Origin of the sequence: Flavobacterium humidisoli (assembly GCF_023272795.1) — a bacterium.
GTDB classification, from domain to species: domain Bacteria; phylum Bacteroidota; class Bacteroidia; order Flavobacteriales; family Flavobacteriaceae; genus Flavobacterium; species Flavobacterium humidisoli.
In genome coordinates, this window is the sequence record NZ_CP096829.1 from 435,124 (window position 1) to 460,848 (window position 25,725).

The 25,725-nt window shown below is 33.3% G+C and carries 25 protein-coding genes; 17 read left to right on the plus strand and 8 right to left on the minus strand.

Annotation, left to right across the window (positions count from 1 at the left end; translation table 11 throughout):
- Window positions 1-12 precede the first annotated feature (12 nt).
- The gene (locus M0M44_RS02125; protein WP_248728296.1) at window positions 13-672 is read left to right on the plus strand and encodes a SanA/YdcF family protein; all 660 of its coding nucleotides are present in this window, start codon (window positions 13-15) and stop codon (window positions 670-672) included.
- Window positions 673-784: 112 nt separating this feature from the next.
- Here M0M44_RS02125 and M0M44_RS02130 read toward each other — a convergent pair whose 3' ends face one another.
- A complete protein-coding gene (locus tag M0M44_RS02130; RefSeq protein ID WP_248728297.1) occupies window positions 785-2,047 on the minus strand; it encodes a cation:proton antiporter in 1,263 nt (420 codons plus the stop codon).
- Between the two features lie 138 nt (window positions 2,048-2,185).
- On the opposite strand from M0M44_RS02130, the gene M0M44_RS02135 reads away from it, so the two are divergent.
- From M0M44_RS02135 to M0M44_RS02160, 6 genes are all read left to right on the plus strand, one after another.
- Window positions 2,186-2,689, plus strand: a complete 504-nt coding sequence (locus M0M44_RS02135; protein WP_129054171.1) for a GbsR/MarR family transcriptional regulator — start codon at window positions 2,186-2,188, stop codon at window positions 2,687-2,689.
- Between the two features lie 61 nt (window positions 2,690-2,750).
- Window positions 2,751-3,491 (plus strand): YqjF family protein, encoded by a 741-nt coding sequence (locus tag M0M44_RS02140; protein WP_248728298.1) that lies wholly within the window; start codon window positions 2,751-2,753, stop codon window positions 3,489-3,491.
- Between the two features lie 27 nt (window positions 3,492-3,518).
- Entirely contained in the window at window positions 3,519-4,337 is an 819-nt protein-coding gene (locus M0M44_RS02145; RefSeq protein WP_248728299.1) for a thiol-disulfide oxidoreductase DCC family protein, read from the plus strand.
- A 126-nt stretch (window positions 4,338-4,463) separates the two neighbouring features.
- Window positions 4,464-5,369, plus strand: coding sequence for a TIGR01777 family oxidoreductase (locus tag M0M44_RS02150; RefSeq protein ID WP_248728300.1), 906 nt, complete (start codon window positions 4,464-4,466; stop codon window positions 5,367-5,369).
- A 60-nt stretch (window positions 5,370-5,429) separates the two neighbouring features.
- Window positions 5,430-5,885, plus strand: a complete 456-nt coding sequence (locus M0M44_RS02155; RefSeq protein ID WP_248728301.1) for an SRPBCC family protein — start codon at window positions 5,430-5,432, stop codon at window positions 5,883-5,885.
- A gap of 47 nt (window positions 5,886-5,932) precedes the next feature.
- Window positions 5,933-6,331, plus strand: coding sequence for a DUF1090 family protein (locus M0M44_RS02160; protein ID WP_248728302.1), 399 nt, complete (start codon window positions 5,933-5,935; stop codon window positions 6,329-6,331).
- A 399-nt stretch (window positions 6,332-6,730) separates the two neighbouring features.
- Here the strand turns inward: M0M44_RS02160 and M0M44_RS02165 are convergent, their stop codons facing one another.
- On the minus strand, window positions 6,731-7,537 hold the full coding sequence (locus M0M44_RS02165) for a UbiA prenyltransferase family protein (protein WP_248728303.1): 807 nt from the start codon (window positions 7,535-7,537) through the stop codon (window positions 6,731-6,733).
- A gap of 196 nt (window positions 7,538-7,733) precedes the next feature.
- On the opposite strand from M0M44_RS02165, the gene gcvP reads away from it, so the two are divergent.
- From gcvP to M0M44_RS02195, 6 genes are all read left to right on the plus strand, one after another.
- Window positions 7,734-10,583 carry an aminomethyl-transferring glycine dehydrogenase gene (gene gcvP, locus M0M44_RS02170; RefSeq protein WP_248728304.1) on the plus strand — a complete coding sequence of 950 codons (2,850 nt, stop codon included), beginning with the start codon at window positions 7,734-7,736 and terminating at the stop codon, window positions 10,581-10,583.
- Between the two features lie 393 nt (window positions 10,584-10,976).
- Window positions 10,977-12,035, plus strand: a complete 1,059-nt coding sequence (locus M0M44_RS02175) for a 3-oxoacyl-ACP synthase III family protein (protein ID WP_248728305.1) — start codon at window positions 10,977-10,979, stop codon at window positions 12,033-12,035.
- A 143-nt stretch (window positions 12,036-12,178) separates the two neighbouring features.
- Complete coding sequence (locus M0M44_RS02180) at window positions 12,179-12,706, plus strand: methyltransferase (protein WP_248729976.1); 528 nt, start codon at window positions 12,179-12,181, stop codon at window positions 12,704-12,706.
- Between the two features lie 89 nt (window positions 12,707-12,795).
- Window positions 12,796-13,644, plus strand: a complete 849-nt coding sequence (locus M0M44_RS02185) for a glycosyltransferase family 2 protein (protein WP_248728306.1) — start codon at window positions 12,796-12,798, stop codon at window positions 13,642-13,644.
- Between the two features lie 79 nt (window positions 13,645-13,723).
- A complete protein-coding gene (locus M0M44_RS02190; RefSeq protein ID WP_248728307.1) occupies window positions 13,724-14,470 on the plus strand; it encodes an MlaE family ABC transporter permease in 747 nt (248 codons plus the stop codon).
- A complete protein-coding gene (locus tag M0M44_RS02195) occupies window positions 14,470-15,231 on the plus strand; it encodes an ABC transporter ATP-binding protein (RefSeq protein WP_248728308.1) in 762 nt (253 codons plus the stop codon). The genes M0M44_RS02190 and M0M44_RS02195 overlap by 1 nt, the downstream gene beginning before the upstream one ends.
- A gap of 90 nt (window positions 15,232-15,321) precedes the next feature.
- Here M0M44_RS02195 and M0M44_RS02200 read toward each other — a convergent pair whose 3' ends face one another.
- The 4 genes from M0M44_RS02200 to M0M44_RS02215 form a co-directional block, all read right to left on the minus strand.
- Window positions 15,322-15,918, minus strand: a complete 597-nt coding sequence (locus M0M44_RS02200) for a SprT-like domain-containing protein (protein ID WP_248728309.1) — start codon at window positions 15,916-15,918, stop codon at window positions 15,322-15,324.
- Between the two features lie 79 nt (window positions 15,919-15,997).
- Window positions 15,998-16,675: an SDR family NAD(P)-dependent oxidoreductase gene (locus M0M44_RS02205; protein WP_248728310.1), complete on the minus strand. Its 678-nt coding sequence runs from the start codon at window positions 16,673-16,675 to the stop codon at window positions 15,998-16,000.
- A 35-nt stretch (window positions 16,676-16,710) separates the two neighbouring features.
- On the minus strand, window positions 16,711-17,688 hold the full coding sequence (locus M0M44_RS02210; RefSeq protein ID WP_248728311.1) for a M20/M25/M40 family metallo-hydrolase: 978 nt from the start codon (window positions 17,686-17,688) through the stop codon (window positions 16,711-16,713).
- Window positions 17,689-17,819: 131 nt separating this feature from the next.
- On the minus strand, window positions 17,820-18,962 hold the full coding sequence (locus M0M44_RS02215; protein ID WP_248728312.1) for an acyl-CoA dehydrogenase: 1,143 nt from the start codon (window positions 18,960-18,962) through the stop codon (window positions 17,820-17,822).
- A gap of 490 nt (window positions 18,963-19,452) precedes the next feature.
- Between M0M44_RS02215 and M0M44_RS02220 the strand changes: the two genes are divergently transcribed.
- The 3 genes from M0M44_RS02220 to M0M44_RS02230 all read left to right on the plus strand — a co-directional run bounded on the left by M0M44_RS02220 (window position 19,453) and on the right by M0M44_RS02230 (window position 22,974).
- Window positions 19,453-20,028, plus strand: coding sequence for a chalcone isomerase family protein (locus tag M0M44_RS02220; protein ID WP_248728313.1), 576 nt, complete (start codon window positions 19,453-19,455; stop codon window positions 20,026-20,028).
- Between the two features lie 142 nt (window positions 20,029-20,170).
- Window positions 20,171-21,397 carry a Glu/Leu/Phe/Val dehydrogenase dimerization domain-containing protein gene (locus M0M44_RS02225; protein WP_248728314.1) on the plus strand — a complete coding sequence of 409 codons (1,227 nt, stop codon included), beginning with the start codon at window positions 20,171-20,173 and terminating at the stop codon, window positions 21,395-21,397.
- 671 nt (window positions 21,398-22,068) lie between these two features.
- The gene (locus tag M0M44_RS02230) at window positions 22,069-22,974 is read left to right on the plus strand and encodes an energy transducer TonB (RefSeq protein WP_248728315.1); all 906 of its coding nucleotides are present in this window, start codon (window positions 22,069-22,071) and stop codon (window positions 22,972-22,974) included.
- 295 nt (window positions 22,975-23,269) lie between these two features.
- Here M0M44_RS02230 and M0M44_RS02235 read toward each other — a convergent pair whose 3' ends face one another.
- Both M0M44_RS02235 and M0M44_RS02240 read right to left on the minus strand, forming a co-directional pair.
- Window positions 23,270-23,665, minus strand: coding sequence for an ExbD/TolR family protein (locus tag M0M44_RS02235; protein ID WP_008464192.1), 396 nt, complete (start codon window positions 23,663-23,665; stop codon window positions 23,270-23,272).
- A 3-nt stretch (window positions 23,666-23,668) separates the two neighbouring features.
- Window positions 23,669-24,364 (minus strand): MotA/TolQ/ExbB proton channel family protein, encoded by a 696-nt coding sequence (locus M0M44_RS02240; protein WP_248728316.1) that lies wholly within the window; start codon window positions 24,362-24,364, stop codon window positions 23,669-23,671.
- 130 nt (window positions 24,365-24,494) lie between these two features.
- Here M0M44_RS02240 and M0M44_RS02245 point away from each other — a divergent pair, with 130 nt between their 5' ends.
- Window positions 24,495-25,721 (plus strand): bifunctional folylpolyglutamate synthase/dihydrofolate synthase, encoded by a 1,227-nt coding sequence (locus M0M44_RS02245; RefSeq protein WP_248728317.1) that lies wholly within the window; start codon window positions 24,495-24,497, stop codon window positions 25,719-25,721.
- Window positions 25,722-25,725 lie beyond the last annotated feature (4 nt).

The window sequence follows — 25,725 nt, forward strand, 5'->3', positions numbered from 1 at the left end:
TACCTATCAACTTTGAAAAAATATTTTAAAATCTTCCTTTACCTTGCAATTATTGGATTGGCCGCAATTGTTTCTGTAAACTATTACGTAAAATCTTCGACCAAAAAGAACATTTATTATTCCATTAAAAGATTCCCTAAAAATGATGTGGGAATCATTTTTGGTGCTGGAATTAATGGAAATCAGCCAAGTAAATATTTAAAAGATCGTCTTGACGCAGGAATAATGCTTTGGAAAGCAAAACGCATCAATAAAATTTTACTTTCTGGCGATAACGGCCGAGATGAATATGACGAATTGACCGTTATGAAAAACTATTGTTTTAATCACGGAGTTGATACCACAAAAATCTTTGTTGATTATGCAGGCTTTGACACTTACTCTACAATGTATCGAGCCAAACATATTTTTAAGATTAAAAAAGCAACTTTAATTTCGCAGGAATATCATTTGAACCGAGCGATTTACATTGGCAACAAACTCGGAATTAAATCAGTTGGATATTCGGCAAATAAGGGAGAATATTTAGGTTACAACTATGTTCGTTTTCGAGAATATGGTTCAATCTTCAAATCTTTTTTTGATGTTTTGAGAAATCGACAACCTCGTTTTTTAGGTGGAGAAATTAATATCAACCGAGAATCCAATTATTCGAAAGAAGATAAACGATAAAAAAAACCTGCAAGACGTTCTTGCAGGTTTTTTTATAAAATATTTAGTTTATAATTTAAAGATAAGAAATCTTAATTTTTGATTCTTTACTCTTTATTCTATCTTCTATATTCTACTCTTTCTCCAAAACTCTTTTTGCTAATTTTCCAACAGTAAGTCCTTGTACTACAATTGAAAATAATACGACAATGTAAGTTACTTCAAGTAAAAGGTTTTTGTATTCTCCTTCAGGCATCGATAGTACTAAAGCAATAGAAACTCCGCCGCGAATTCCTCCCCAAACTAAGACCATCAGAGAACCTTTGTTGTAGGCAGATTTGATTCCGAAGAACTTAAAGATATCGAAGAATTTCCAAGGTAAAACAATAGAAGTTAATCTTGAAAAAAGAACAATAAAAATTGCTACAAAACCTGTTATTAATTGTTTGTTTAAATCTGGCAGTAACAACAATTCGAAACCAATAAACAAAAACAAAATAGCATTTAAAATTTCGTCAATAAGTTCCCAGAACTTTCCCAGATAATCTTTGGTTACTTCACTCATGGCAACTTTTTTACCATAATTTCCAATAATCAATCCAGCTACGACCATTGCTAACGGGCTAGAAACGTGTAATGCTTGTGCAACTAAAAATCCGCCCGTTACTATAGAGAGCGTGATTAAAACCGAAACTTTATAGTCATCAACTTTTTTCATGACTCTTGAAGCTGTAAATCCAAATACCGCTCCTAATAAAAGTCCGCCGATTCCTTCTTCTATAAACAACAAAGAAATTGAGCCAAAAGTCGCATCAAATGTTGGATCTGTTGCCATTTTAAGAACAACAGCAAACATTACAACCGCTACTCCGTCGTTAAATAGCGATTCTCCAACGATTTTAGTTTCGATTCTTTTTGGAACTTTAGCTTCTTTTAAAACTCCTAAAACCACAATTGGATCGGTTGGAGAAATTAAAGTTCCAAAAACTAAGCAAAATATATAGGGAATAGTAATTCCGAGAAGCGGTGCGATATAATAAAGCAGAACAGAAATAATTAACGCTGATAAAACGACACTAACTGTCGAATAAATCATAATAGGAACTTTTTGTTCTTTAAGATCTGACATGTTTACGTGTAGAGCTCCTGCGAATAATAGAAAGTTCAACATTGCTCCCATTAAGATCTCATTGAAATCAAATTCTTTTATCAAATCGAAAAAATGTTTGGTGGTTGCAGGAAAGTAAGAATCTCCCAAAAGACGAATTCCTACCGAAACCAACATAGCAATAATCATGATTCCGATAGTTCCTGGAAGTTTTAAAAATCTTAAATTTAAATAGGCGAAGAAAGAAGCCAGTACAATAAGTACCGAAAATGTGTAGTATAATTCCATAAAATGTGATTTTTACAAAAATAGCCGTATCATTATTTAATCAAAAATTTCAAGCATTCAATTAACATAACTTTATAATTCGTTAAATATGTTTCAATTATTTTTGAAAGTTTAAAAACTTTTACTTACATTTGGTCTATGGAATTCAAAGAAGCAAAAAATAAGTTTGTACAAACCTGGGGAGCATTAGGTTCTCAATGGGGCATTAATAAAACGATGGCACAGATCCACGCTTTATTAATGGTTTCGAACGAACCTGTTTCTATGGAAGATATTATGGAAGAATTGCAGATTTCCCGAGGAAATGCCAGTATGAACTTAAGAGGTTTAATGGATTGGGGAATTGTTTATAAAGAATATAAAGCTGGAGAAAGAAAAGAATTCTTCACGGCAGAAAAAGATTTAGACGAATTAGCAGTTAAAATCTCGAGAGAAAGAAGCAAAAGAGAAATCAAACCAACGCTAAAAATCTTAAAAGAAGTTTCGACTATCGAAGCGAAAGATTCGGCAGAAGAAAAACACTTTGTAGATCAGACTACCAAATTGTATGATTTCGTTTTAAAAGCAGACAATATGTTGGACAAAATGACTGAATTTAATGATAACTGGCTAGGAAAACTGGTTATAAAAATGATGAAATAAAAAAATTCAAACTAAACTTTCATTTTTTTCTGAAAGTTTAAAAAATTAAAAAATAAATCTCATGAACTTCTTAAAAGCAGAATGGAAAAACTTAGCACTTTTCAATTATGAAATTGATGCTGAAATTTTAGAAAAATATCTTCCCGCAGGAACTCAAATTGACATTTGGAATAACAAATGCTACGTAAGCTTGGTTGGTTTTATGTTTAAAAACACCAAAGCCTTAGGATTAAAAGTTCCGTTTCATACCGATTTTGAAGAAGTGAATCTGAGATTTTATGTCAAACGCTTTGAAAATGGCGAATGGAAACGCGGAGTAGTTTTCATTAAAGAAATTGTCCCTAAAAAAGCGATTACATTTATTGCGAATACTTTGTATCAGGAACATTATGAAACTCAGAAAATGAGACATGAAATCGTAGAAAATAAAAACACAAATACTTTTATTTATCAATGGAAAAATGATAAAGAATGGAATACAATTGAAATTGAAACCAAAAAAGAGTTAAGCAAAATCGAAATTGATTCTGAAGCAGATTTTATTACAGAACATTATTTCGGATACACCAAAATCGATGAAGAAACCACTTTTGAATATGAAGTGACACATCAAAGATGGGAACAATTTGAAGTTTTAAATCACCGAATTGATATTGATTTCGAAAAAAATTATGGAACTGATTTTGGATTTCTTCAAACTCAAAAACCAACTTCTACTTTCTTGGCTAAAGGTTCAAAAATTACGGTTAAAAACAAGCGCAAAATTAAATTGATTCCTGTTGAAGAAAAATTTTACGCATAAAACTATTCATCTTTAAAACCAAAAATCATGAAAACGCTCGAAAACCAAACTTTACTTTATGACGAAGATTGTCCGCTTTGCAGTTTGTATACAACTGGCTTTGTAAAAAGCGGAATGCTTGATGAAAACGGAAGAAAATCTTATTGTCAACTTTCTGATGAAGAACAAAGTTTTGTAGACTTAAAACGAGCGCCAAATGAAATTGCGTTGATTAATAATAAAACCAAAACAGTCACTTACGGAATTGATAGTTTGATAAAAGTGATTGGATTTTCTTTTCCTTTAATAGAAAAAATCGCAACTATAAAACCGATTCATTTTGTTCTGAAAAAAATGTATTCTTTTGTTTCTTATAACAGAAAAGTAATCATTCCAGGAATTGTAAAAGAAGAAAACAAATTAGAATGCACGCCTGATTTCAATTACAAATACAAATTTCTTTTTATTGGATTCGCATTAACCATTACTAGTTTTGTTCTATTTGGATATTCTAATTTGATTCCGATTTTACCAAAATCAAATATTACTAGAGAAATTATTTTGGCATTTGGACAAATTGTTTTTCAAAGCTTATTTCTTTTAAAATTCGATAAAAAAACTATAATCAATTATGGTGGAAATTTAATGACTGTTTCTTTAATGGGATCTTTGATCTTAGTTCCGGTTTTGATTCTGAATCAGTTTATCAATCTTCCGGAAATGTTTGTTTTAGGTTGGTTTGGAATTACGGTTTTCATTATGTGTGCAGAACATTTTAGAAGAGTCAAAGTTTTAAAACTTCCTTTTTACTTATCTTACACTTGGATTCTTTATCGAATTCTTGCTTTACCTTTAATATTAAATTAAAGTTTGCACAAATTTTTACAAATGTATTTTTATAATTTTTGCCACAGATTAAAGTGATTATTCAGATTTATAAATTGTATAAAAATCATTAAAATCCTTTTAATCTGTGGCAAAAAAAAACAACCAATGAAAAAACTCATAATCGCAGCAGGAACTGGATTTTTAGGACAAGTTTTAGTCAATCATTTCAAAAATAAATTTGAAGAAATTGTAATTCTGACTCGTGGAAAATCGAAAATCATAGACGGAATTAAATATGTAAACTGGAATGCCAGAACTTTTTCTGGCTGGGAAAAGGAATTGGAGAATGCAACGGTTTTAATAAATCTTGCAGGAAAATCTGTGGATTGCCGTTATACCAAAGAAAACAAAAAAGAAATTCTTTTATCCCGAATTGAAAGCACAAAGATTTTAAATAAAGCTGTTTTAAATTGTCAAAATCCACCGAAACATTGGCTTAATTCATCAACCTCAACTATTTATCGTTTTTCTTTAGACAAACAAATGGATGAAGTTGATGGCGAAATCGGAAATGACTTTTCTATAAATGTGGCGTTGTCTTGGGAAAAAGCATTCTTTAAAACCGAAACTCCAAACACTTTAAAAACCGCTTTGCGAACTTCAATTGTTTTAGGGAAAAATGGCGGTGCTTTTATTCCGTTAAAAACTTTGGCTAAAATTGGTTTTGGCGGAAAACAAGGAAGCGGCAATCAGTTTATAAGCTGGATTCATGAAGAAGATTTTGCAAATGCAATTGATTTTATTATTGAAAAAGAACTTGGTGGCATTATCAATATTGTCTCACCAGAACCAATCAGAAATGCTGATTTTATGCAGAAACTTAGAAAATCAGTTGGTTTTCCTTTCGGAATTCCGATGAGTAAATTTTTTCTTGAAATCGGATCTTTCTTTATTAGAACAGAAACCGAATTGGTTTTGAAAAGCAGAAATGTGATTCCAAAACGACTTTGGGAAAATGGGTTTCAGTTTCAATTTGGAGATATTGATGAAGCTTTTAAAGATTTAATTTAGGCATTATTTGTCATTTAGACGAAGGAGAAATCACAAGATTCTGTAAAAAAAATGTAAATCATGACAACTATAAACTTAATTACCAAAATAAGCGCACCCAAACAAATCGTTTTTGATCACTCAAGAAATATCGATATTCATCAACAATCTGCGAGTAAATCAAAAGAAAAAGCTATTGCTGGCGTAACATTTGGTTTGATTAATTTAAACGAAACGGTAACGTGGCGCGGCAAACATTTCGGATTTTACTTGACTCATAAAAGCAGAATTACCATAATGAATTTGTATGATTATTTTGTGGATGAAATGGAACACGGTAAATTCAAATCGTTCAAACATGAACATTTTTTTGAAGAAGAAAATGGAATTACAATCATGAAAGATAAAATGCAATATGAAACTCCGTTTAGTTTTTTTGGGAAATTATTTGATGTTTTATTTTTGAAAAAGCACCTAACGAATTTTCTTTTAGACAGAAATAAAATCCTTAAAGAAGTCTCTGAAAAACAGTTTTAAAATAATTTCCTTACTTTTAAGAATGTATCTAATTCAAAAACAGACTTATGAAATTAAAAACTAAAGTTTTATCGATAGCATTTTTCGCTTTTTCTATTGTTGGATTTTCTCAAAGCAATTGTACAACTTTAAAAGGCTGTGAAAGAAAATTATGCGAATTAAACACAAAATTAGCTGCAGCTAAAAAAGCTGGAAATCAAAATCAGATTAAAGGAGTTGAAGATGCGATTGCGCAAACCAAGAAAAACTGCACCACCAAAACGGTAAATAAGGATCTTGACAAAAAAGTAAAAGAGAAACAGCAAAAAGTAAATGAAAGAACTGCTGATCTGAATGAAGCGATTAAAGACAAAGAAAGCAAAGAGAAAATCGACAAGAAAAGAAAGAAACTAAATGAAGCAAAAGCCGATTTGAATAAAGCTTTAGCTGAGCAGAAAACAAAATAGATTAGTTGTTTTTTGAAAGATTATCAAAAGTTATTTTTTTATGCAGATTTGGCAGATTTAAGCTGATTTTTGAATCTAGTGACTTGCCTCCAGCTTTAGCTGGAGGAGAAATAAGGTTGAATACTATTGGCTTTAGCCAAACTTTATCATTTGGCTAAAGCCAGATTGGAGACACTTTTCACCTCCAGCTAAAGCTGTAGGCAATTCAAAAGTTAAGCTTATTGAATGGTTTTAATTGTTTTCTTTTGAAAATGAATTTTCTGGTTTTACGGTTTGCGTGAGGGATAGAAGCTAGCTACCGAAGTAGCGCGGATAGCCCGACAGCATCTTGGTAAAAGGGCGTATAAGCGCAAAGTGAATTTGCCCTTTTATCAAGATGGTGGCACGCCCAAAATATTTTTATAGAAACGCAATCATTAACCACCAAAAAATGGGTACACTTTCGACCCAAAAGGAAGTATAATATTTCGAGCGGTTTGTATTGGCAAACAGAATAAACAACATCAAAGTGACAACCATAATGAGGTTGATAATAAGATCGTGAAGGGTAAAAGTCAAAATTCCTAAAACCCAAAACGGAACTAGGAGCGAGAATCCTAAAATCTTTGTTCGTTTTACGCCTATTGTTTGCGGAACAGTTTGCAAATGCGGATCGTCATTGGCTAAATCTAAAATCTCAAAAACTAAAATCAGCACAAAAACCAACACAAAACGCTGAATGCATTTTATAAAAAAGTTGGCTGTAAAGGGAACTTCGGCATTTATGTAGGGCAAAACTAAAGTGGCTCCTACCCAGCAAAGTGAAACAATATAAATTTTTACGCCTGCCCAGTTTCGCGCATTTTTTTTGTTTGGAAAAAACGGTAAAGTGTAAAGTGCGGTTATGGCAAAAATTCCAACAGAAACGATTTGTGTTATTCGCTTTAGATGGAAAAAATAATAGCCAACTAAAAGCAGCGAAATAAAACTTAAAACAGCAATAATTTTTAACTGCTTTCCAATTGGTTTTTTCTTGACGCGAACCAAAGCATCATATTTTACAAAATTATATCCTACAATTGTTCCAAAAAAAACGAACAAAGCCATTGGCTCATCATATTGAAGATGAAAGAAATAAAACGTAATTCGGACCAAAGCATAACACGATAAAGCCACGTGAATACTGCTGTTTAAATAAAAATCGAAAATTTGTTTTAGAAGTTTCATGCCTCAAATCTAATCAATTGGTAACAAATCAACTCTTTAGTTAGAAATTTGATAAAAATTGAAGTTAAAAATACCTATTAAATTATTAATAATACTTAATTTTGCGCCACAAAAAAACAACACATTTACTTTTAAATGTGATTCGTACAGCAAAATGGTGCACGAACACATTAATTTAAAAAACTTAGATAGCTACATGAAAACAGATGCTTTTGCTTTAAGACACATTGGTCCAAGAGAAACTGATCTTCAGCACATGCTGAAAACTATTGGAGTTGACTCGATTGAGCAACTTGTTTATGAAACCCTTCCGGACGATATTCGTTTAAAAGCACCTTTGAACTTAGATCCTGCGATGACAGAATATGAATTCGCAAATCACATTCAAGAATTAGGGAAGAAAAATAAAGTATTCAAATCATATATTGGTTTGGGTTATCATCCAACTATCGTTCCTGCGCCAATTCAGAGAAATATCTTCGAAAATCCAGGATGGTATACTGCTTATACTCCTTACCAAGCAGAAATTGCTCAAGGTCGTTTGGAAGCAATTTTAAATTTCCAGACTACTGTTATCGAATTGACAGGAATGGAAATTGCAAACGCTTCTTTACTTGACGAAGGTACAGCTGCTGCTGAAGCGATGGCTTTGTTATTTGATGTTCGTACTCGTGATCAAAAGAAAAACAATACAAACAAATTCTTCGTTTCTGAAGAAATTTTACCACAAACTTTATCTGTACTTCAAACACGTTCAACCCCAATTGGAATTCAATTAGTTGTTGGAAACCACGAAAATTTTGATTTTTCAACTGAGTTTTTTGGAGCTATTTTACAATATCCAGGAAAATACGGTCAGGTAAACGATTATAGTGCTTTTGTGGCTAAAGCAAAAGAAAACGAAATCAAAGTAGCCTTTGCAGCCGATATTTTATCATTAGCAACTTTAACTTCTCCAGGAGAAATGGGAGCTGCAGTAGTAGTTGGAACTACACAACGTTTTGGTGTACCAATGGGTTATGGTGGTCCTCACGCTGCTTACTTTGCAACTAAAGAAGAATACAAAAGATCTATGCCAGGTCGTATCATTGGAGTTTCTATTGACGTAAATGGAAACCGTGCTTTACGTATGGCTTTAGGGACTCGTGAACAACACATTAAACGTGAAAAAGCAACTTCAAACATTTGTACTGCTCAGGTTTTACTAGCAGTTATGGCTGGAATGTACGCAGTTTACCACGGTCCAGAAGGATTAAAATACATTGCAAATAAAGTTCATGCATCAGCGGTTACTACTGCTGAGGCTTTAAATAAAATTGGAGTTTCTCAAATTAACTCAGCTTACTTTGATACTATTTTAGTAAAAGCAGACGCTCAAAAAGTAAAAGCTGTCGCAGAGAAAAACGAAGTAAACTTCTTCTATGTTGATGCTGATACGATTTCTATTTCGTTAAACGAAACGACTTCAGTTTCTGACATCAACCAAATCGTTGCAATTTTTGCTGAAGCTTTAGGAAAAGAAACTGTTTCTGTTTCTGAATTAACTGAAACTAGCCAATTACCGGCTTCATTAGAAAGAACGTCTTCTTTCTTAACGCATGATGTATTCAACAATCATCATTCAGAAAGTCAGTTGATGCGTTATATCAAAAAATTAGAGCGTAAAGATTTATCATTGAATCATTCAATGATTTCATTAGGTTCTTGTACAATGAAGTTAAACGCGGCTTCTGAAATGTTACCTCTTTCAATGCCAAACTGGAACAGCATTCACCCGTTTGCACCAGTAGAACAAGCTGAAGGTTACATTACAATGCTTAAAAAATTAGAACAGCAATTAAATGTAATTACAGGATTTGCTGGAACTACATTACAACCAAACTCAGGTGCTCAAGGAGAATACGCTGGATTAATGGCAATTCGTGCTTACCACATGTCAAGAAACGAAGGTCACCGTAATGTGTGTTTAATTCCTTCATCGGCTCACGGAACCAATCCTGCTTCTGCAGCGATGGCTGGAATGAAAATTATCGTTACTAAAACTACTCCGGAAGGAAATATTGATGTAGAAGATTTAAGAGAAAAAGCAATTGAGCATAAAGATGATTTATCTTGTTTAATGGTAACTTATCCTTCTACTCACGGAGTTTTCGAATCTTCAATTATTGAAATCACAAAATTAATCCACGATAATGGTGGATTAGTATATATGGATGGCGCAAACATGAACGCGCAAGTTGGATTAACAAATCCTGCTACAATTGGTGCTGACGTTTGTCACTTAAACTTACACAAAACATTTGCTATTCCTCACGGTGGTGGCGGACCTGGAGTTGGACCAATCTGTGTGAACGAGAAATTAGTTCCGTTCTTGCCGACAAACCCAATCTTAAAAGTAGGTGGTGAACAAGCTATTACAGCTATTTCATCTGCGCCTTACGGATCTGCTTTAGTATGTTTAATCTCTTACGGTTACATCACAATGATGGGTGCTGACGGATTAAAAAGTGCTACTGAACACGCAATCTTGAATGCGAACTATATGAAATCTCGTTTCGAAGGTCACTACCCAATTCTTTACACTGGAGAATGCGGAAGAGCGGCTCATGAAATGATTTTAGATTGCCGTGCATTTAAAGAAAACGGAATCGAAGTTGGTGATATTGCCAAACGTTTAATGGATTACGGTTTCCACGCTCCTACAGTTTCTTTCCCAGTAGCGGGAACTTTAATGATTGAACCAACTGAATCTGAAGATTTAGCAGAATTAGATCGTTTTTGTGATGCTCTTATTTCAATCAGAAAAGAGATTGAAGCTGCAACTGCTGATGATAAAAACAATGTATTGAAAAATGCACCTCATACATTGGCAATGTTAACTACAGACAATTGGGATTTCCCTTATACTAGAGAAAAAGCGGCTTACCCATTAGAGTACATCGCCGACAATAAATTCTGGCCATCAGTTCGTCGTGTTGACGATGCTTATGGTGACAGAAATTTAGTTTGTAGCTGTGCTCCTATTGAAGCTTACATGGAAAGCTAAAATTTGGTTTTCTTATAATATACAAACCCGACAGGTTTAAAAACTTGTCGGGTTTATTTTTGTTTTAAATTTCAGGTTCTAGCGTAACTTGAAACTTAAAACTTTCTAACCCAAACAACAAAGAAGAAATCTGATTTAAAGAAACATAACTTTCTGCTAATCTTTTGTGAAATTATTTCAATAAAAGTAAGATAAAACCAGAAAAAAAGTAGCCTCTAAATCTCCTTCAATCGTTTGAAATATAGGAAATATTAAAAAATCATTAGAAAAAAAACAATATATCAACAGAAAAATAGTTATTTCATAATTATATGCATGCATACTATTTTTTATGATAGTTATCATAATATTATTTATACATTAGCACTAAATTTATCGGATAATTAAAGGGAAATGAAAATAAAAATTATTGGTATTGGGAGTTATATTCCTAATTTAGAAGTAAAAAACACAGATTTTGACAAACATGTTTTTTTAAATGAGGATGGAACTCCTTTCGGTTATCCTAATGAAGTTGTAATTAAAAAATTTAAAGGTATTACGGGAATTGAGAATCGCCGTTATGCTGAACCACAATATAATTCTTCTGATTTAGCTTTCTTTGCAGCTGAAAAAGCAATTGCAAATGCGGGAATCGATGCAGAAACTTTAGACTACATTATTTTCGCACATAATTTCGGTGACGTAAAAACAGGAACGCATCAAACTGATGTTTTGCCAAGTTTAGCAACAAGAGTGAAAAACAAATTAGGAATTAAAAACCCTAAATGTGTGGCTTATGATATTCTTTTTGGATGTCCTGGATGGATTGAAGGCGTTTTACAAGCAAATGCTTTTATCAAATCTGGAATGGCAAAAAGAGTAATGGTAATTGGAGCTGAGACTTTATCAAGAGTTGTAGATGATCACGACCGTGATTCTATGATCTATTCTGATGGAGCTGGAGTTTCAATTTTAGAAGCATCAAATGATGAAGCTGGATTATTAGCTTATGAAAGTGCTACTTATGCCAACGATGAAGCGAATTATCTTTTCTTCGGAAAATCATACAATCCAGATTTAGATCCAGACATTAAATACATCAAAATGTATGGCCGTAAAATTTACGAGTTTGCTTTAAGCAATGTGCCATGCGCCATGAAAAGCTGTTTAGACAAAAGTGGCCTTGGTATTGACGATGTGAAAAAAATCCTGATTCACCAAGCAAACGAAAAAATGGACGAGGCTATTATCGAGCGTTTTTACAAATTATACGATAAAACGGCTCCAAAAGATATTATGCCAATGAGTATTCACGATCTAGGAAATAGCAGCGTTGCAACTGTTCCAACTTTATTCGATTTAATTTTACAAGGAAAAATAGAAAACCACGAAATCAACAAAGGCGACGTTCTAATTTTTGCTTCAGTGGGAGCAGGAATGAATATTAATGCTTTTGTTTACCGATACTAATCGCAATATTCAGTTTTGCAGACTAAAAACTGTAACTGAGACTGAAAAACTAAAAAAGTCCACACTATTAGGTGCGGACTTTTTTAGTATATTTGCGACCTAATTAAAATCAAGAACGAGAGATTAATTCGTTCGCAATGACTATGTACGAAAAAACGTTTCCGAATAAAAGATTCAAACTTACCTTAGAGTTTTTAAAAAAGCACGTTAGCACATCTGAAACTATTTTTGATTTTGGTGTATCCAATCCGTTTTCTAAAATAATGGAAGAAAATGGTTATACCGTAAAAAACACAAAAGGCGAAGATTTAGACAACGATCATACGGCGCTACAAACGGAAGAATATACTGTTTTTACTGCATTTGAAATTTTCGAACATTTACTAAATCCCTACACCGTTTTACAAAATGTAAAATGTGACAAACTATTAATTTCAATCCCGTTACGTTTATGGTTTTCGCCAGCATATCGTTCTAAAACCGATATGTGGGACAGACATTACCATGAATTTGAAGATTGGCAATTGGATTGGCTTTTAGAAAAAACGGGCTGGAAAATAACCGATCGATTACAATTTACACATCCAGTAAAAAAGTTTGGATTAAGACCCTTATTAAGATATTTCACTCCAAGATATTATATTGTTGTGGCTGAAAAAGTTAAGAACTAAGATTATAGATTAACGATTTTTGATTTTTGATTTTTAGATAACCTTTTACAGAATCTAAAACCTAAAATCTAAAATCTAAAATTCTTAAAATGAAATATTACATCGTCATTCCCGCACACAACGAACAAGATTTAATAGGCTTGACTTTAGAATCTTTGGTTTCTCAAACTGTTTTGCCTTCAAAAGTTGTGGTTGTAAATGACAATTCTACAGATAAAACTGAGGAAGTCGTTTTAGGTTTTGCTAAAGATAATCCGTATATTTCTGTTGTAAATAAAACTTCAGATGCTATACATATGCCAGGAAGTAAAGTGATTCAGGCTTTTCAGAAAGGTTTTGAAACTTTAGATTCGAATTACGATATCATTGTAAAAATAGACGGCGATTTAATTTTTCCTCCCAACTATTTTGAGACCATTATCAAACATTTCGAATCAGATGAAAGAGTTGGAATGGCTGGAGGATTCTGTTATATTGATAAAAATGGCGAATGGGTTTTAGAAAATCTTACCGATAAAGATCATATTCGCGGAGCTTTAAAAGCGTATAGGAAAGAAACCTATCAACAAATTGGTGGCTTGCGTCCAGCAATGGGTTGGGACACTGTTGATGAATTGCTTTGTAAATATTACGATTGGAAAATTGTGACCGACCAATCTTTACATGTAAAACATTTAAAACCAACGGGAGCAAATTACAACAAAACAGCTCGTTACAAACAAGGCGAAGCTTTTTACACTTTAGGTTATGGCTTTTGGATCACCGCAATTGCTTCGGCAAAATTGGCGATGATGAAGAAAAAACCATTTCTGTTTTTAGATTATATAAGAGGTTTTTGGAAAGCCAAAAAAGCCAATACTCCTTTATTAGTTACCCCCGAACAGGCTAAATTTATCAGAAAATATCGTTTTGCAAAAATGAAACAAAAGCTTTTTTAATCTTAAAAAAATTAAAAAACTGCCCAGCTGAAACGGTAAACTGTAAACTAATCCTTAATTTAGCCAATATTTAAAAATTATGATGCTAATCCGTTATTTATCCCAAGTAGGGAAATATTTTTTAATGCTGAAAGAAATTTTCAACAAACAGACTAAATGGCCTGTTATGAAAAATCTAATCCTAAAAGAAATTGATGATCTTATTATTGACTCACTAGGAATTGTTTGCTTTATCTCTTTTTTCATCGGAGGAGTTGTTGCCATTCAAACAGCATTAAACTTAACTAATCCTTTAATCCCAAAATATTTAATTGGTTTTGCTACACGTCAATCTGTAGTCTTGGAGTTTGCCCCTACTTTTATTTCGGTAATTATGGCTGGAAAAATGGGGTCTTACATTACTTCAAGTATAGGAACAATGCGAGTTACAGAACAGATTGATGCGTTAGAAGTTATGGGAGTCAACTCAGTAAACTATCTTGTTTTTCCAAAAATAGTCGCTTTATTAATGTATCCTTTTGTAATCGGGATTAGTATGTTTTTAGGAATTTTTGGAGGATGGCTTGCTTGTGCTTACGGAGGATTTTCAACTGGTGCAGATTTTATTATGGGAGCGCAGAAAGATTTCATACCATTTCATATTACTTATGCATTTATCAAAACTTTAATATTTGCCATGTTATTGGCAACAATCCCATCTTTTCATGGCTATTATATGAAAGGTGGCGCATTAGAAGTTGGTAAAGCAAGTACAACAGCATTTATATGGACATCTGTCACTATAATCCTTTTAAATTATATATTAACTCAATTATTATTAGGATAATGATAGAAGTAAAAAATATAGTAAAATCATTTGGAGATAGTAAAGTTTTAAAAGGCGTTTCGACGGTATTTGAAACCGGAAAAACCAACTTGATTATTGGACAAAGTGGATCTGGGAAAACAGTTCTATTAAAAACGTTATTAGGAATTCACACGCCAGACTCAGGAACAATTGAATTTGATGGAAGAGTTTATTCTGATTTAGACAAAGATGAAAAACGTGACTTGAGAACCGAAATCGGAATGGTATTTCAGGGAAGTGCGTTATTTGACTCGATGACTGTTGAAGAAAACGTAGCTTTCCCATTAAAAATGTTCACAAATAACAACAAAGCGCAAATCAAAGAACGCGTTGATTTTGTTTTAGAAAGAGTAAATCTAGTAGAGGCTCATAAAAAACTACCTTCTGAAATTTCTGGAGGTATGCAGAAACGTGTGGCTATTGCTCGTGCGATTGTAAACAATCCAAAATATTTGTTTTGTGACGAACCTAACTCTGGTTTAGATCCAAACACTTCGACCTTGATTGATAACTTAATTCAAGAAATTACAAAAGAATACAACATTACAACCGTAATCAATACTCACGATATGAACTCTGTAATGGAGATTGGTGAGAATATTGTCTTCTTAAAGAAAGGTCTTAAAGCTTGGCAGGGAACTAAAGAGGAAATCTTTAGAACAGACAACAAAGACATTGTGAAATTTGTTTATTCTTCAAACCTTTTCAAAAAAGTAAGAGAAGCCTATTTGAAAGGCTAGTCTTTTAAATTCAAATATTAAAAAATCCCAAAGTCCAAAGTTTACTACAATTGGAATTTGGGATTTTTTTATTCATCCTTATTTTGGAATTTAATTTATCAATTCCACTTCCGCATTTGGGTTAAATAGATAAGTCTTTCCAGAGCTAATTTCTAAACACTCAAAACGCTTTGTTCTAACGGCTATTTTTTTAAAAACTTTACCATTTTTAATTCTAAAAACACTTCCGTACGGAATTTCAAAAACATAATTTTTATCATTTTCCTTATCGTATTGTTTTAAAGCCAAAGACAAAGTGGTATCGGTATCACTACTCGCTGAAGGATTTTTGAAATGCCTTGCCAAAAGAGGCAATATTTGTCCTGGAAATATTTCTGGCCGAATAAACGGAACCATTAAACGCTGAAAAGTATATTTCCATTCATTTCCATGCGGTTTTATATTTCGTCCGAATTTCTCAAAAGCAACCAAATGTGCAATTTCATGAATCAGCGTAATTAAAAAACGATATTTATTCAAACTTGCATTAACCGTAATTTCATGCTTTCCACTTGGTCCTCTTCTATAATCCCCATGACGCGTCTGACGCTCATTTACAATTTTCAAGTGAACCTGATTGGACACTATCAAATCGAAAACAGGTTTTACCGCATGTTCAGGAATATATTTAGCTAAAGTTTCGCTCAATTTAAAGTTAAATGTTATTTGTTAGAGGTTAGACGTTTTAAAATTGAAATTTGTTTTTTTATTTATTTTGGAATTTAATTTAAGGATTTGTTGAAGAAACTTCTAAAACTTTTCCGTTAAAATATTTATTCCCATTTAATGTAAAATCATAAATATAAGTTGCCATTCCTTCAGCAGAAATTTGAGCTTGATAACCAGGGAAAGCTTCATTCAGCATTTCAGTTTGAACAGAACCCAAAGCCAAAACATTAAATGAAATTCCTTTTTCTTTATATTCTTCAGCCAATAATTCAGTTAAAGTAATTACTGCGCCTTTGCTTGAACTATATGCTGCTAATCCGGCAAATTTCAAACTTCCACGAACCCCACCAATGGAACTTATAGTCACAACATGACTTCCTTTTTCTAAATACGGAATACAGATACGAGTTAAATTGGCAACGGCAAAAACATTCACTTTATAAATATTTTCAAAATCTGCCTGCGTAGTCTGCTCAAAAGGTTTTAAAAGTAAAGCACCCGCATTGTGAACCACTGCGTCTACTTTTTTCCATGTTGAAGAAAGAAAATTTTCAACCTGACCCAAAGCCGTTTCATCTGCCAAATCAACAGATAGACAAGTTACATTTTGATGTTCTAAAAGTGCTTGCGGTATTTTTCTGGAAATGGCCAAAACCTGATGACCTGCTTCGGCAAATTTCAAGGCTAATTCGTAACCAATTCCTCTGCTTGTTCCTGTAACGATAATATTTTTCATGTAGCAAAAATAATCAAATGCTGTAAAACAGCCTCTTATTTGTTCATGGTTATTTCTTGCGTTGGTGAAACCGCAATTTTGGTTACTGCAGGCAACAATTCTTGCGTGAATGCTGTAATATGAGGAATATCCATTAATTTAAATTCGTCTGAAACATGGTGATAGTAATCAAAATTTTCAAAATCGAAAGTGCTTAAGGATTGGCATGGTTTTCCAAAAGCTTGAAAAAACGAATAATTATCAGAACGGTAGAATAATTGATACTCTGCTTCTTTCGGTAAAAAACCGATTGTATTTTTTCCTGTGTATTCGTTTATTTTTTGCGCCATGTTTGATTTATCAAAACCAGTTATGTAAGCCAAATAATCTCGTTTCATTGGCACGCCGATCATTTCTATATTTAATTGCGTATAAAGATTAAAATTTTGTTTTTTCAATTTCTCTACTAAACTTTTTGATCCTAGTAATCCTTTTTCTTCTCCAGCAAAAAACACAATTAAGATGCTTCGCTTATTCGCTTTAGTTTCGCTAAAATATTTTGCCATTGCCGCTACAGAAGTTACCCCCGAAGCATCATCGTTTGCCCCATTATTTATTTTATCGGCTTGTTCTTTTTTTTCTAAACCAATATGATCGTAATGCGCGCTCAGGACAACAAATTCTTTTTTTAATTGAGGATCTGTTCCTTCAATAACTCCAACAATATTGAAAGCTGGCGAATCAAAATTGGTCAAAGTATCACGATAGGTTTTAAAATAGGGTTTGATTTTATTTTTCTTTAAAAAGTCTTCCAAGAAAACCGCAGCTTTTTCAATTCCTTTCGTTCCTGTCTCACGGCCTTCCAACTCATCAGAAGAAAGATATTTTAGAAAATCTGAAATTTCAGTTTCTTTTACTTTATAGCTAATTTCTATTGGCTTTGAATCTGTTTTTGCCTCATTTTTATTTGAAGTTGAAGTTCCTGATTTACATGCTAAAAAAATAAATGGAAGCAAAAAGTATAGCTTTCTCATGGTTTCTGTTTTTATTGATGATTGATAATAAATAGTATTGGAGTATAAACTTATGAAAAGTAATAGAATATTCATAAAAAAACCCTTTCAACTAAAAGCCGAAAGGGTTTAAAATATATTCTTAAGATTATTTATCCCGCAATAACTGCTCTAGAAATTACGATTTTCTGAATTTCAGAAGTTCCTTCGTAAATCTGAGTGATTTTAGCATCACGCATGAAACGCTCTACGTGGTATTCTTTTACATACCCGTTTCCTCCGTGAATTTGAACAGCTTCAACTGAAGTATCCATTGCAACTTGAGAAGCAAATAATTTTGCCATTGCACCGCTCACGTCGTAATTTTTATGATTGTCTTTATCCCAAGCTGCTTTCATACATAAATGACGCGCTGCTTCGATATTTACTGCCATATCTGCCAATTTAAAAGCAATTGCCTGATGGTTGCAGATTTCAGTTCCAAACGCTTTACGCTCTTTAGAATATTTTAAGGCCAATTCGTAAGCTCCAGAAGCAATTCCTAATGCTTGAGAAGCGATTCCAATTCTACCTCCTGCAAGAGTTTTCATTGCAAATTTAAATCCAAAACCATCTTCACCTATTCTATTTTCTTTTGGAACTTTAACATCAGAAAACATTAAGGAGTGCGTATCAGAACCACGGATTCCCATTTTCTGTTCTTTCGGACCAACTGAAAAACCTGGCATATCTTTCGTCATAATCAAAGCATTGATTCCTTTGTGCTTTAATTCTGGATGTGTTTGTGCAATTACTAAATATACAGATGCTGTATTTCCGTTTGTGATCCAGTTTTTTGTACCATTAACCAAATAATGATCTCCCATGTCAACCGCAGTTGTTTTTTGCGAAGTTGCATCACTTCCTGCTTCTGGCTCGCTCAAACAGAAAGCACCGTGAATTTCTCCAGAAGCCAAGCCTGGAAGATATTTTTGTTTTTGCTCTTCGGTACCATATTCTTGTAATCCCCAACAAACTAATGAATTATTTACAGACATTACAACAGATGCAGAAGCATCTACTTTAGAGATTTCTTCCATTGCAATAACATAAGAAATAGCGTCTAAACCGCTTCCTCCATATTTTGGATCAACCATCATTCCCATAAATCCAAGCTCACCCATTTTTTTGATTTGCTCAGTTGGAAAAGTCTGGTTTTCGTCACGTTCAATAACTCCCGGCAATAATTCATTTTGAGCAAAATCTCTCGCTGCCTGCTGAATCATTAAATGTTCTTCGGTAAGATTAAAATCCATAGTAGTATTCTTTAAAGTTTTTTCAACCAAATTTCAAAAGCAATTTTAGTTGATGGTTTTTTATGTTTTGTTTTGTTTTCAGTTCCTAAACTTTTCAGTTCAAAGGCTTCCAAAGATACTTTTTAAAAGTGTAATTTACAATGCGCGCATATAAAATTAATAGATCAGCAAAGATTACGATAACGTTTTCGTTATTGTTTAGCTTTTTCTTCAAATCAGCATTAATCTCGCAACAATTCTTTTAAAATTTAAAAACCTATTTTTCTTTTTAAGCATTAAAAAGATGAACATTTTGAACAAATTTATATCAGTCAATCCTTAAACAATTCTTAAAACACGTAAATCTACGTAAAACTAGTCTTACTAATTTGATTTTTAATGCAATAGAAAAAATAAATGTATATTTTACAGAAAAAAAACATACTGAAAATGAACCAAATATTAATAAATTACTATTATTTTTGCCTTAAAAATAAAAAATTGATAGAATATGAAAAAGATTTTACTTTTACTGATAGTCCTTCTAAGCTTACAATTTTCTACTGTTTCAGCACAAACTCAAATCGAAGTTAACGGTGTAACAGTTCCTAGAAAAATAGAATTTCAAGGCAAGTCATTACAGTTAAACGGGGCAGGCGGAAGATCAAAAATGTGGCTAGAAGTATATGTTCAGGCATTGTATTTATCTCAATTAGCTCAAGATCCGCAATTCATTATCGATAGTGACACTGAAATGGCTGTTAGAATCGAAATTACTTCTTCTATGGTTTCTTCAAACAAACTAACAAAAGCAATGAACACAGGTTTTGAAAAATCTGCAGGAGCAAATCTTGAACAATTACGTCCTAGAATCGAACAACTAAAAAGTTTTTTAAGTGACGCAATTACAGAAAAAGATGTATTCGTTTTAGCTTACAACCCTTTTGACCAAAATGTTTACGTTTCTAAAAACGAAGTCTTGAAAGGAAAAATTCCTGGATTTGATTTCAAAAAAGCGTTATTCGGAATCTGGCTTTCTGACAAACCAGTTGACGAAACTTTGAAAAAACATTTATTAGGACAATAGTTCTTAATTTTCTGAATATTCAAAAAGCCGAAAACCAAATAGTTTTCGGCTTTTCTTTTTTGTTTTATAAATTTGATGCAAAATACATTATTCGCATTATTCTATTTTATACATTTACGCAAAATAAACATATCACAACAAAATGAAAGATTTATTACAACAATTTGAAAACAAAGCACCTGAAATTGTTTTCAATTGGAAAGATTCTGAAACAGAAGCCGAAGGGTGGACTGTTATTAATTCACTTCGTGGAGGAGCTGCGGGTGGAGGAACAAGAATGAGAAAAGGCTTAGACATGAATGAAGTTTTGTCATTGGCAAAAACTATGGAAGTTAAATTCTCAGTTTCTGGTCCTGCAATTGGAGGAGCTAAATCTGGAATTAACTTTGATCCAAACGATCCTCGCAAAAAAGGTGTTTTGCAGCGTTGGTACAAAGCCGTTTCTCCGTTATTGAAAAGCTATTATGGAACTGGAGGAGATTTGAATGTTGATGAGATTCACGAAGTTATTCCAATGACAGAAGAATGTGGTGTTTGGCATCCGCAAGAAGGAGTTTTCAACGGACACTTTAAACCAACAGAAGCTGATAAAATTAATAGAATAGGCCAATTACGTCAAGGTGTAATTAAGGTTATCGAAAACCCGAAATTCTCTCCAGACGTAACTAGAAAATATACAGTTGCCGATATGATTACGGGTTATGGCGTTGCCGAAGCGGTTCGTCATTTTTACGCAACTTACGGAGGAGACATAAAAGGCAAAAAAGCAATTGTGCAAGGTTTTGGAAACGTAGGCTCTGCTGCAGCTTTTTATCTAGCTGAAATGGGAGCGAAAGTAATCGGAATTATTGATCGCGACGGCGGACTGATTAAAGAAGATGGTTTTTCTTTTGAAGAAATCAGAACGTTATTTTTAAATAAAGACGGAAATAAATTGGTTGCTGAAAATATGATTCCGTTTGATGAAATCAATTCTAAAATTTGGACAATCGGTGCCGAGATTTTTACACCTTGCGCTGCATCTAGATTGGTAACTCAAGCACAAATTGATAGCTTAATCGCAAACGGATTGGAAGTTATTTCATGCGGAGCAAATGTTCCTTTTGCTGACAAAGAAATTTTCTTTGGCTCTATTATGGAGCAAGTAGACCAAAAAGTAAGTTTAATTCCTGACTTTATCTCAAACTGCGGAATGGCAAGAGTTTTTGCTTATTTCATGGAGAAAAAAGTTCAAATGACTGATGAAGCTATTTTTAACGACACATCCGAAACGATTAAAAATGCAATTGTTAAAGCTCACGCTTTGAATTCGTCAAAAACAAATATTAGTGCAACTGCTTTTGAAATTGCTTTGAAACAATTAGTGTAGTTTTTTTTCTATTATAATATTAAAAGGATCAAATTTAAATTTGGTCCTTTTTTGTTTCTCGTAGATTTTTTAACGCAAAGCACGCTAAGATATTTTAATTCAGAACGGAAGCAATATCTAAATATCAAGTTCGCAAAGCTTTGTGTAAATCTAGCTTTGCGAACTTAATCGGAGACTTGCTCAAACTTGAGACAAACGAAACTTTGCGTTATAATTACAAGTCTTTTTTTAACGCAAAGCATGCTAAGGTAGTTTAATTCAGAACGGAAGCAATATCTAAATATTAAGTTCGCAAAGCTTTCTGTAAATCTAGCTTTGCGAACTTAATCGGAGATTTGCTCAAACTTGAGACAAATGAAACTTTGCGTTTCTTTGCGCAAATCTTTGCGAACTTTGCGTTATAATTACAAGTCTTTTTTTAATGCAAAGCATACTAAGGTAGTTTAATTCACAGCGGAAGCAATATCTAAATATTAAGTTCGCAAAGCTTTGTGTAAATCTAGCTTTGCGAACTTAATCGGAGATTTGCTCAAATTTGAGACAAATGAAACTTTGCGTTTCTTTGCGTAAATCTTTGCGAACTTTGCGGTCAAATTCTCTCGCACATTCTAAACAATTTTTAGTACTTTTAAACGTTTTTAAAATAATACATTTCATAATTCAGAATCTAAATGAGTTCCTCAATTTCTTCAGATCAAAAGAAATCATTACTATTCACCACTGCGATATATGCAGTAATTATTGCATTGCTGCTATTAATACGTTTTTGGCCTCCTTATAATCCTGAAAACAATGTAGCTCTTGCTGATGGCGGAGGTGGCGGCGGAGGCGTAACGGTAAATTTTGGAGATAGCGATTTAGGTTCTGGAGCCAATTATAAGAGCGAAGTTCTAGATGTAAAAAACAATGTAAAACAAGCGCCCGCAAAAGCAACTCCTGAAGAAGAAGCTATAATTAGTCAAGAGAATACAACTGCCGATAATGATGTTGTAATTCCGACAAAAGAGAAACCAAAGAAACCGGTTCCTGTTGAAAAACCTGTACAGAAACCTGTTCCTGAAAAACCAAAAGTTTCTAATTCAACAAACGATGCACTAGCAAGCATTATGAAAGGTTCCAATAAAGGTGGTGACGGAGACGATAAAGCAGCTGGAAATAAAGGAAAAGCAAACGGAAGTTTAAATTCTAACGGATATTATGGCTCTGGAGGTTCTGGCGGAGGAACTGGAGGCGGTAACGGAACTGGAAACGGCATTGGTACTGGAAGCGGTTACGGAGCTGGAAGTGGTGGAGGTTCTGGTGGAGGTTCAGGTTATAATCTAAACGGAAGAAAAGCATTGTCTAAGCCAGCTCCTAAATATACTTGCAATGAAGAAGGAAAAGTAGTTGTAGAAGTTACAGTTGACCAAAACGGAAAAACAATAAGCGCAACTCCAGGAGTAAAAGGAACGACCAATACAGCAAGCTGTTTGTTAGAACAAGCTAAAATTGCAGCATTAAATACAAAATGGTCGGCAGATGCAAATGCTGCAGCAAAACAAGTGGGAAAAATTATTTATAATTTTAGTTTGGATTAAAACACGAATTTCACGGATTTACACTAAAATCTTATCTTATAAAAAAGGCTTTCAGAAAATCTGAAAGCCTTTTCTTTTCGTCTAGTCTCCTTCGTCGAAATGACAAAACTGTGAAGTACACTATTAATATATTGCTTCGTTCCTCTTAATGACCTAGATCACGTTTGCTCGCGTGAGGGATAGGAGCTAGCTACCGAAGTAGCGCGGATAGCCCGACCAGAATAAAAAAATGGGCTAATCAACGTATGCTGATTAGCCCATTTTCTTTATTTTGGTCACGCCCAAATAATTATTCTTATTTTGGACTCGTGGCAATTACAAATTTCAAATTGTTCTTCACTCCTATCTGTAAAACGTCTACTAAATCTTGAACTTGCAGATTAAACGGAATTCGAACAACAACGGTTTGTTCTTTGTCTGTTCCTATTTTTGACATTAAACTAGTTTCTAGATTTTCAAAATCGACTTCCTGTTTGTCAATGTAGAACTTTTTATCTTCGGTAACCGATAAACTAATTAATTGTTTATTGGTCTTTTCATTCGCTTTAGCTTTTGGCAATGTCATCTTAATCACATTCGGATTTGCCAGTGTTGAGATAATTAAGAAAAACAACAGCAGGAAAAACATAATGTCGCTCAAAGATGAAGTCGCAACTTCGGCATGAAATCTTCTTTTTCTTTTAATAGACATGGCTTATGCTCTTTGAATTATATTGACAAATTCTAAAATCTGTTTCTGAATTTTTAAAGCAAAATTATCAATCTTTCCGTTTAATAAGTGGTACGCACTATAGGCAATAATACCCACAATTAATCCAGAACCAGAACTGATCATTTTCTCATATAAACCTCCAGAAATGTTTCCAATACTAATATTTTCGGTAACCGAAATGCTGTAGAAAATTTTGATAACTCCAGAAATCGTTCCGATAAAACCAAGCGTTGGCGCAATACCAGCAATAAGTCCAAGATGACCTAAATGTCTTTCCATTTCGCCAATCTCGATATCGGCAGCGCGATCCATATTGGATTCGATTTCGGCAATTGGTCTTCCAATTACTAAAACTCCCTCTTTCAAAATATTTCCAGCTGCGGTATTATTTCTTTCTACAATTGTTCTTGCTAATTCAATATTTCCAGAATGCAATTTCTCACCAATATCCTGCATTAATCTACTATCAATTCTAGAAGCACGGCTAATGTACATATAACGTTCAAAAATCAGGTAGATAGTATAAAACAATAAAATCGCGATTGGAATTAGGAACACTCCTCCTTTCATGATGAAACCAAACATTGAAATTTCATTTTGCGGCGCTGCAATCTTCTCGATCACTACATTTGAAGCATTTGCGATTGTATCTGTTTGTAACTGAATAAAACTAAACATATATTAATTCTGGTTTTTAATAATTAATTCTAAAAAATATTTGAAATTTGCAATAAAGATAATTTTCGCTGTAATATTAAACTACAAAAATCGAAATTTATTTCAATCAACAACCATTTTATCTAAACAAATGAACTATCAAGAGACCACCAATTGGATGTTTAATCAACTTCCAATGTACCAATTGCAAGGTGCTTCGGCTTATAAAGAAGATTTAACGAATATTAAATTGTTGGCGGCTCATCTTGATAATCCGCAAAACGATTTAAAATGTATTCACGTTGCAGGAACAAACGGAAAAGGTTCTACCTCACATATGCTTTCGTCTGTTTTACAAGAAGCAGGTTATAAAGTCGGATTATACACTTCTCCGCACTTGAAAGATTTTAGAGAAAGAATAAAAATAAACGGTAAAGAAATCTCTGAGGCATTCGTGATTGAATTCATCGCAAAACACAAAGATTTTTTTGAAGCAAATGATATGAGTTTCTTCGAAATGTCGGTTGGATTGGCTTTTGATTATTTTGCTGCAGAAAAAGTAGATATTGCGATTATCGAAGTTGGTCTTGGCGGAAGATTGGATGCTACTAATATTATTACGCCTTTGGTTTCGGTAATTACCAATATTGGTTTAGATCATACTCAGTTTTTAGGAAATACGTTGGAAGCAATCGCGGGCGAAAAAGCGGGAATTATTAAACCGAACGTTCCTGTTGTTATTGGCGAATATACAGATGAGACCAAACCTGTATTTCTAGCAAAAGCCGAAGCAAACAATGCGCCGATTTCTTTCGCATCTGATTTAATTGATCAGATTTATTTGTCTGACTTGATTGGCGATTATCAATTTCATAATAAAAAAACGGTTCAACAGACAATTTCTATTTTGAATAATGAAACCGATTTTAAAATTTCGATCGAACAGTTGAAAGAAGGTTTATTGCATGTTGTAAAAAATACGGGTTTACAAGGAAGATGGCAGCAATTGGGAGAAAGCCCGAAAATTATTTGCGACACGGCGCATAACAAACACGGATTATCGGTTGTAATGAATCAGCTGAAGAATGAAAAATACGAGAAACTTCATATTGTTTTAGGAGTGGTTAATGATAAAGATTTAGATTCTATTTTGCCACTTTTTCCAAAAGAAGCGCAATATTATTTCTGCAATCCAGATTCGTCACGAGCTTTACCAGCCGAAACTTTACAAAGTGAAGCAAAAAAACACGATTTGATTGGGGAAAAATACGATTCTGTTGCCATCGCTTTCGCGGAAGCGAAGAAAAATGCTTCAGAAAATGATTTTATTTATGTTGGCGGAAGCACTTTTGTCGTTGCTGAATTGCCTTTGAACTAAAATA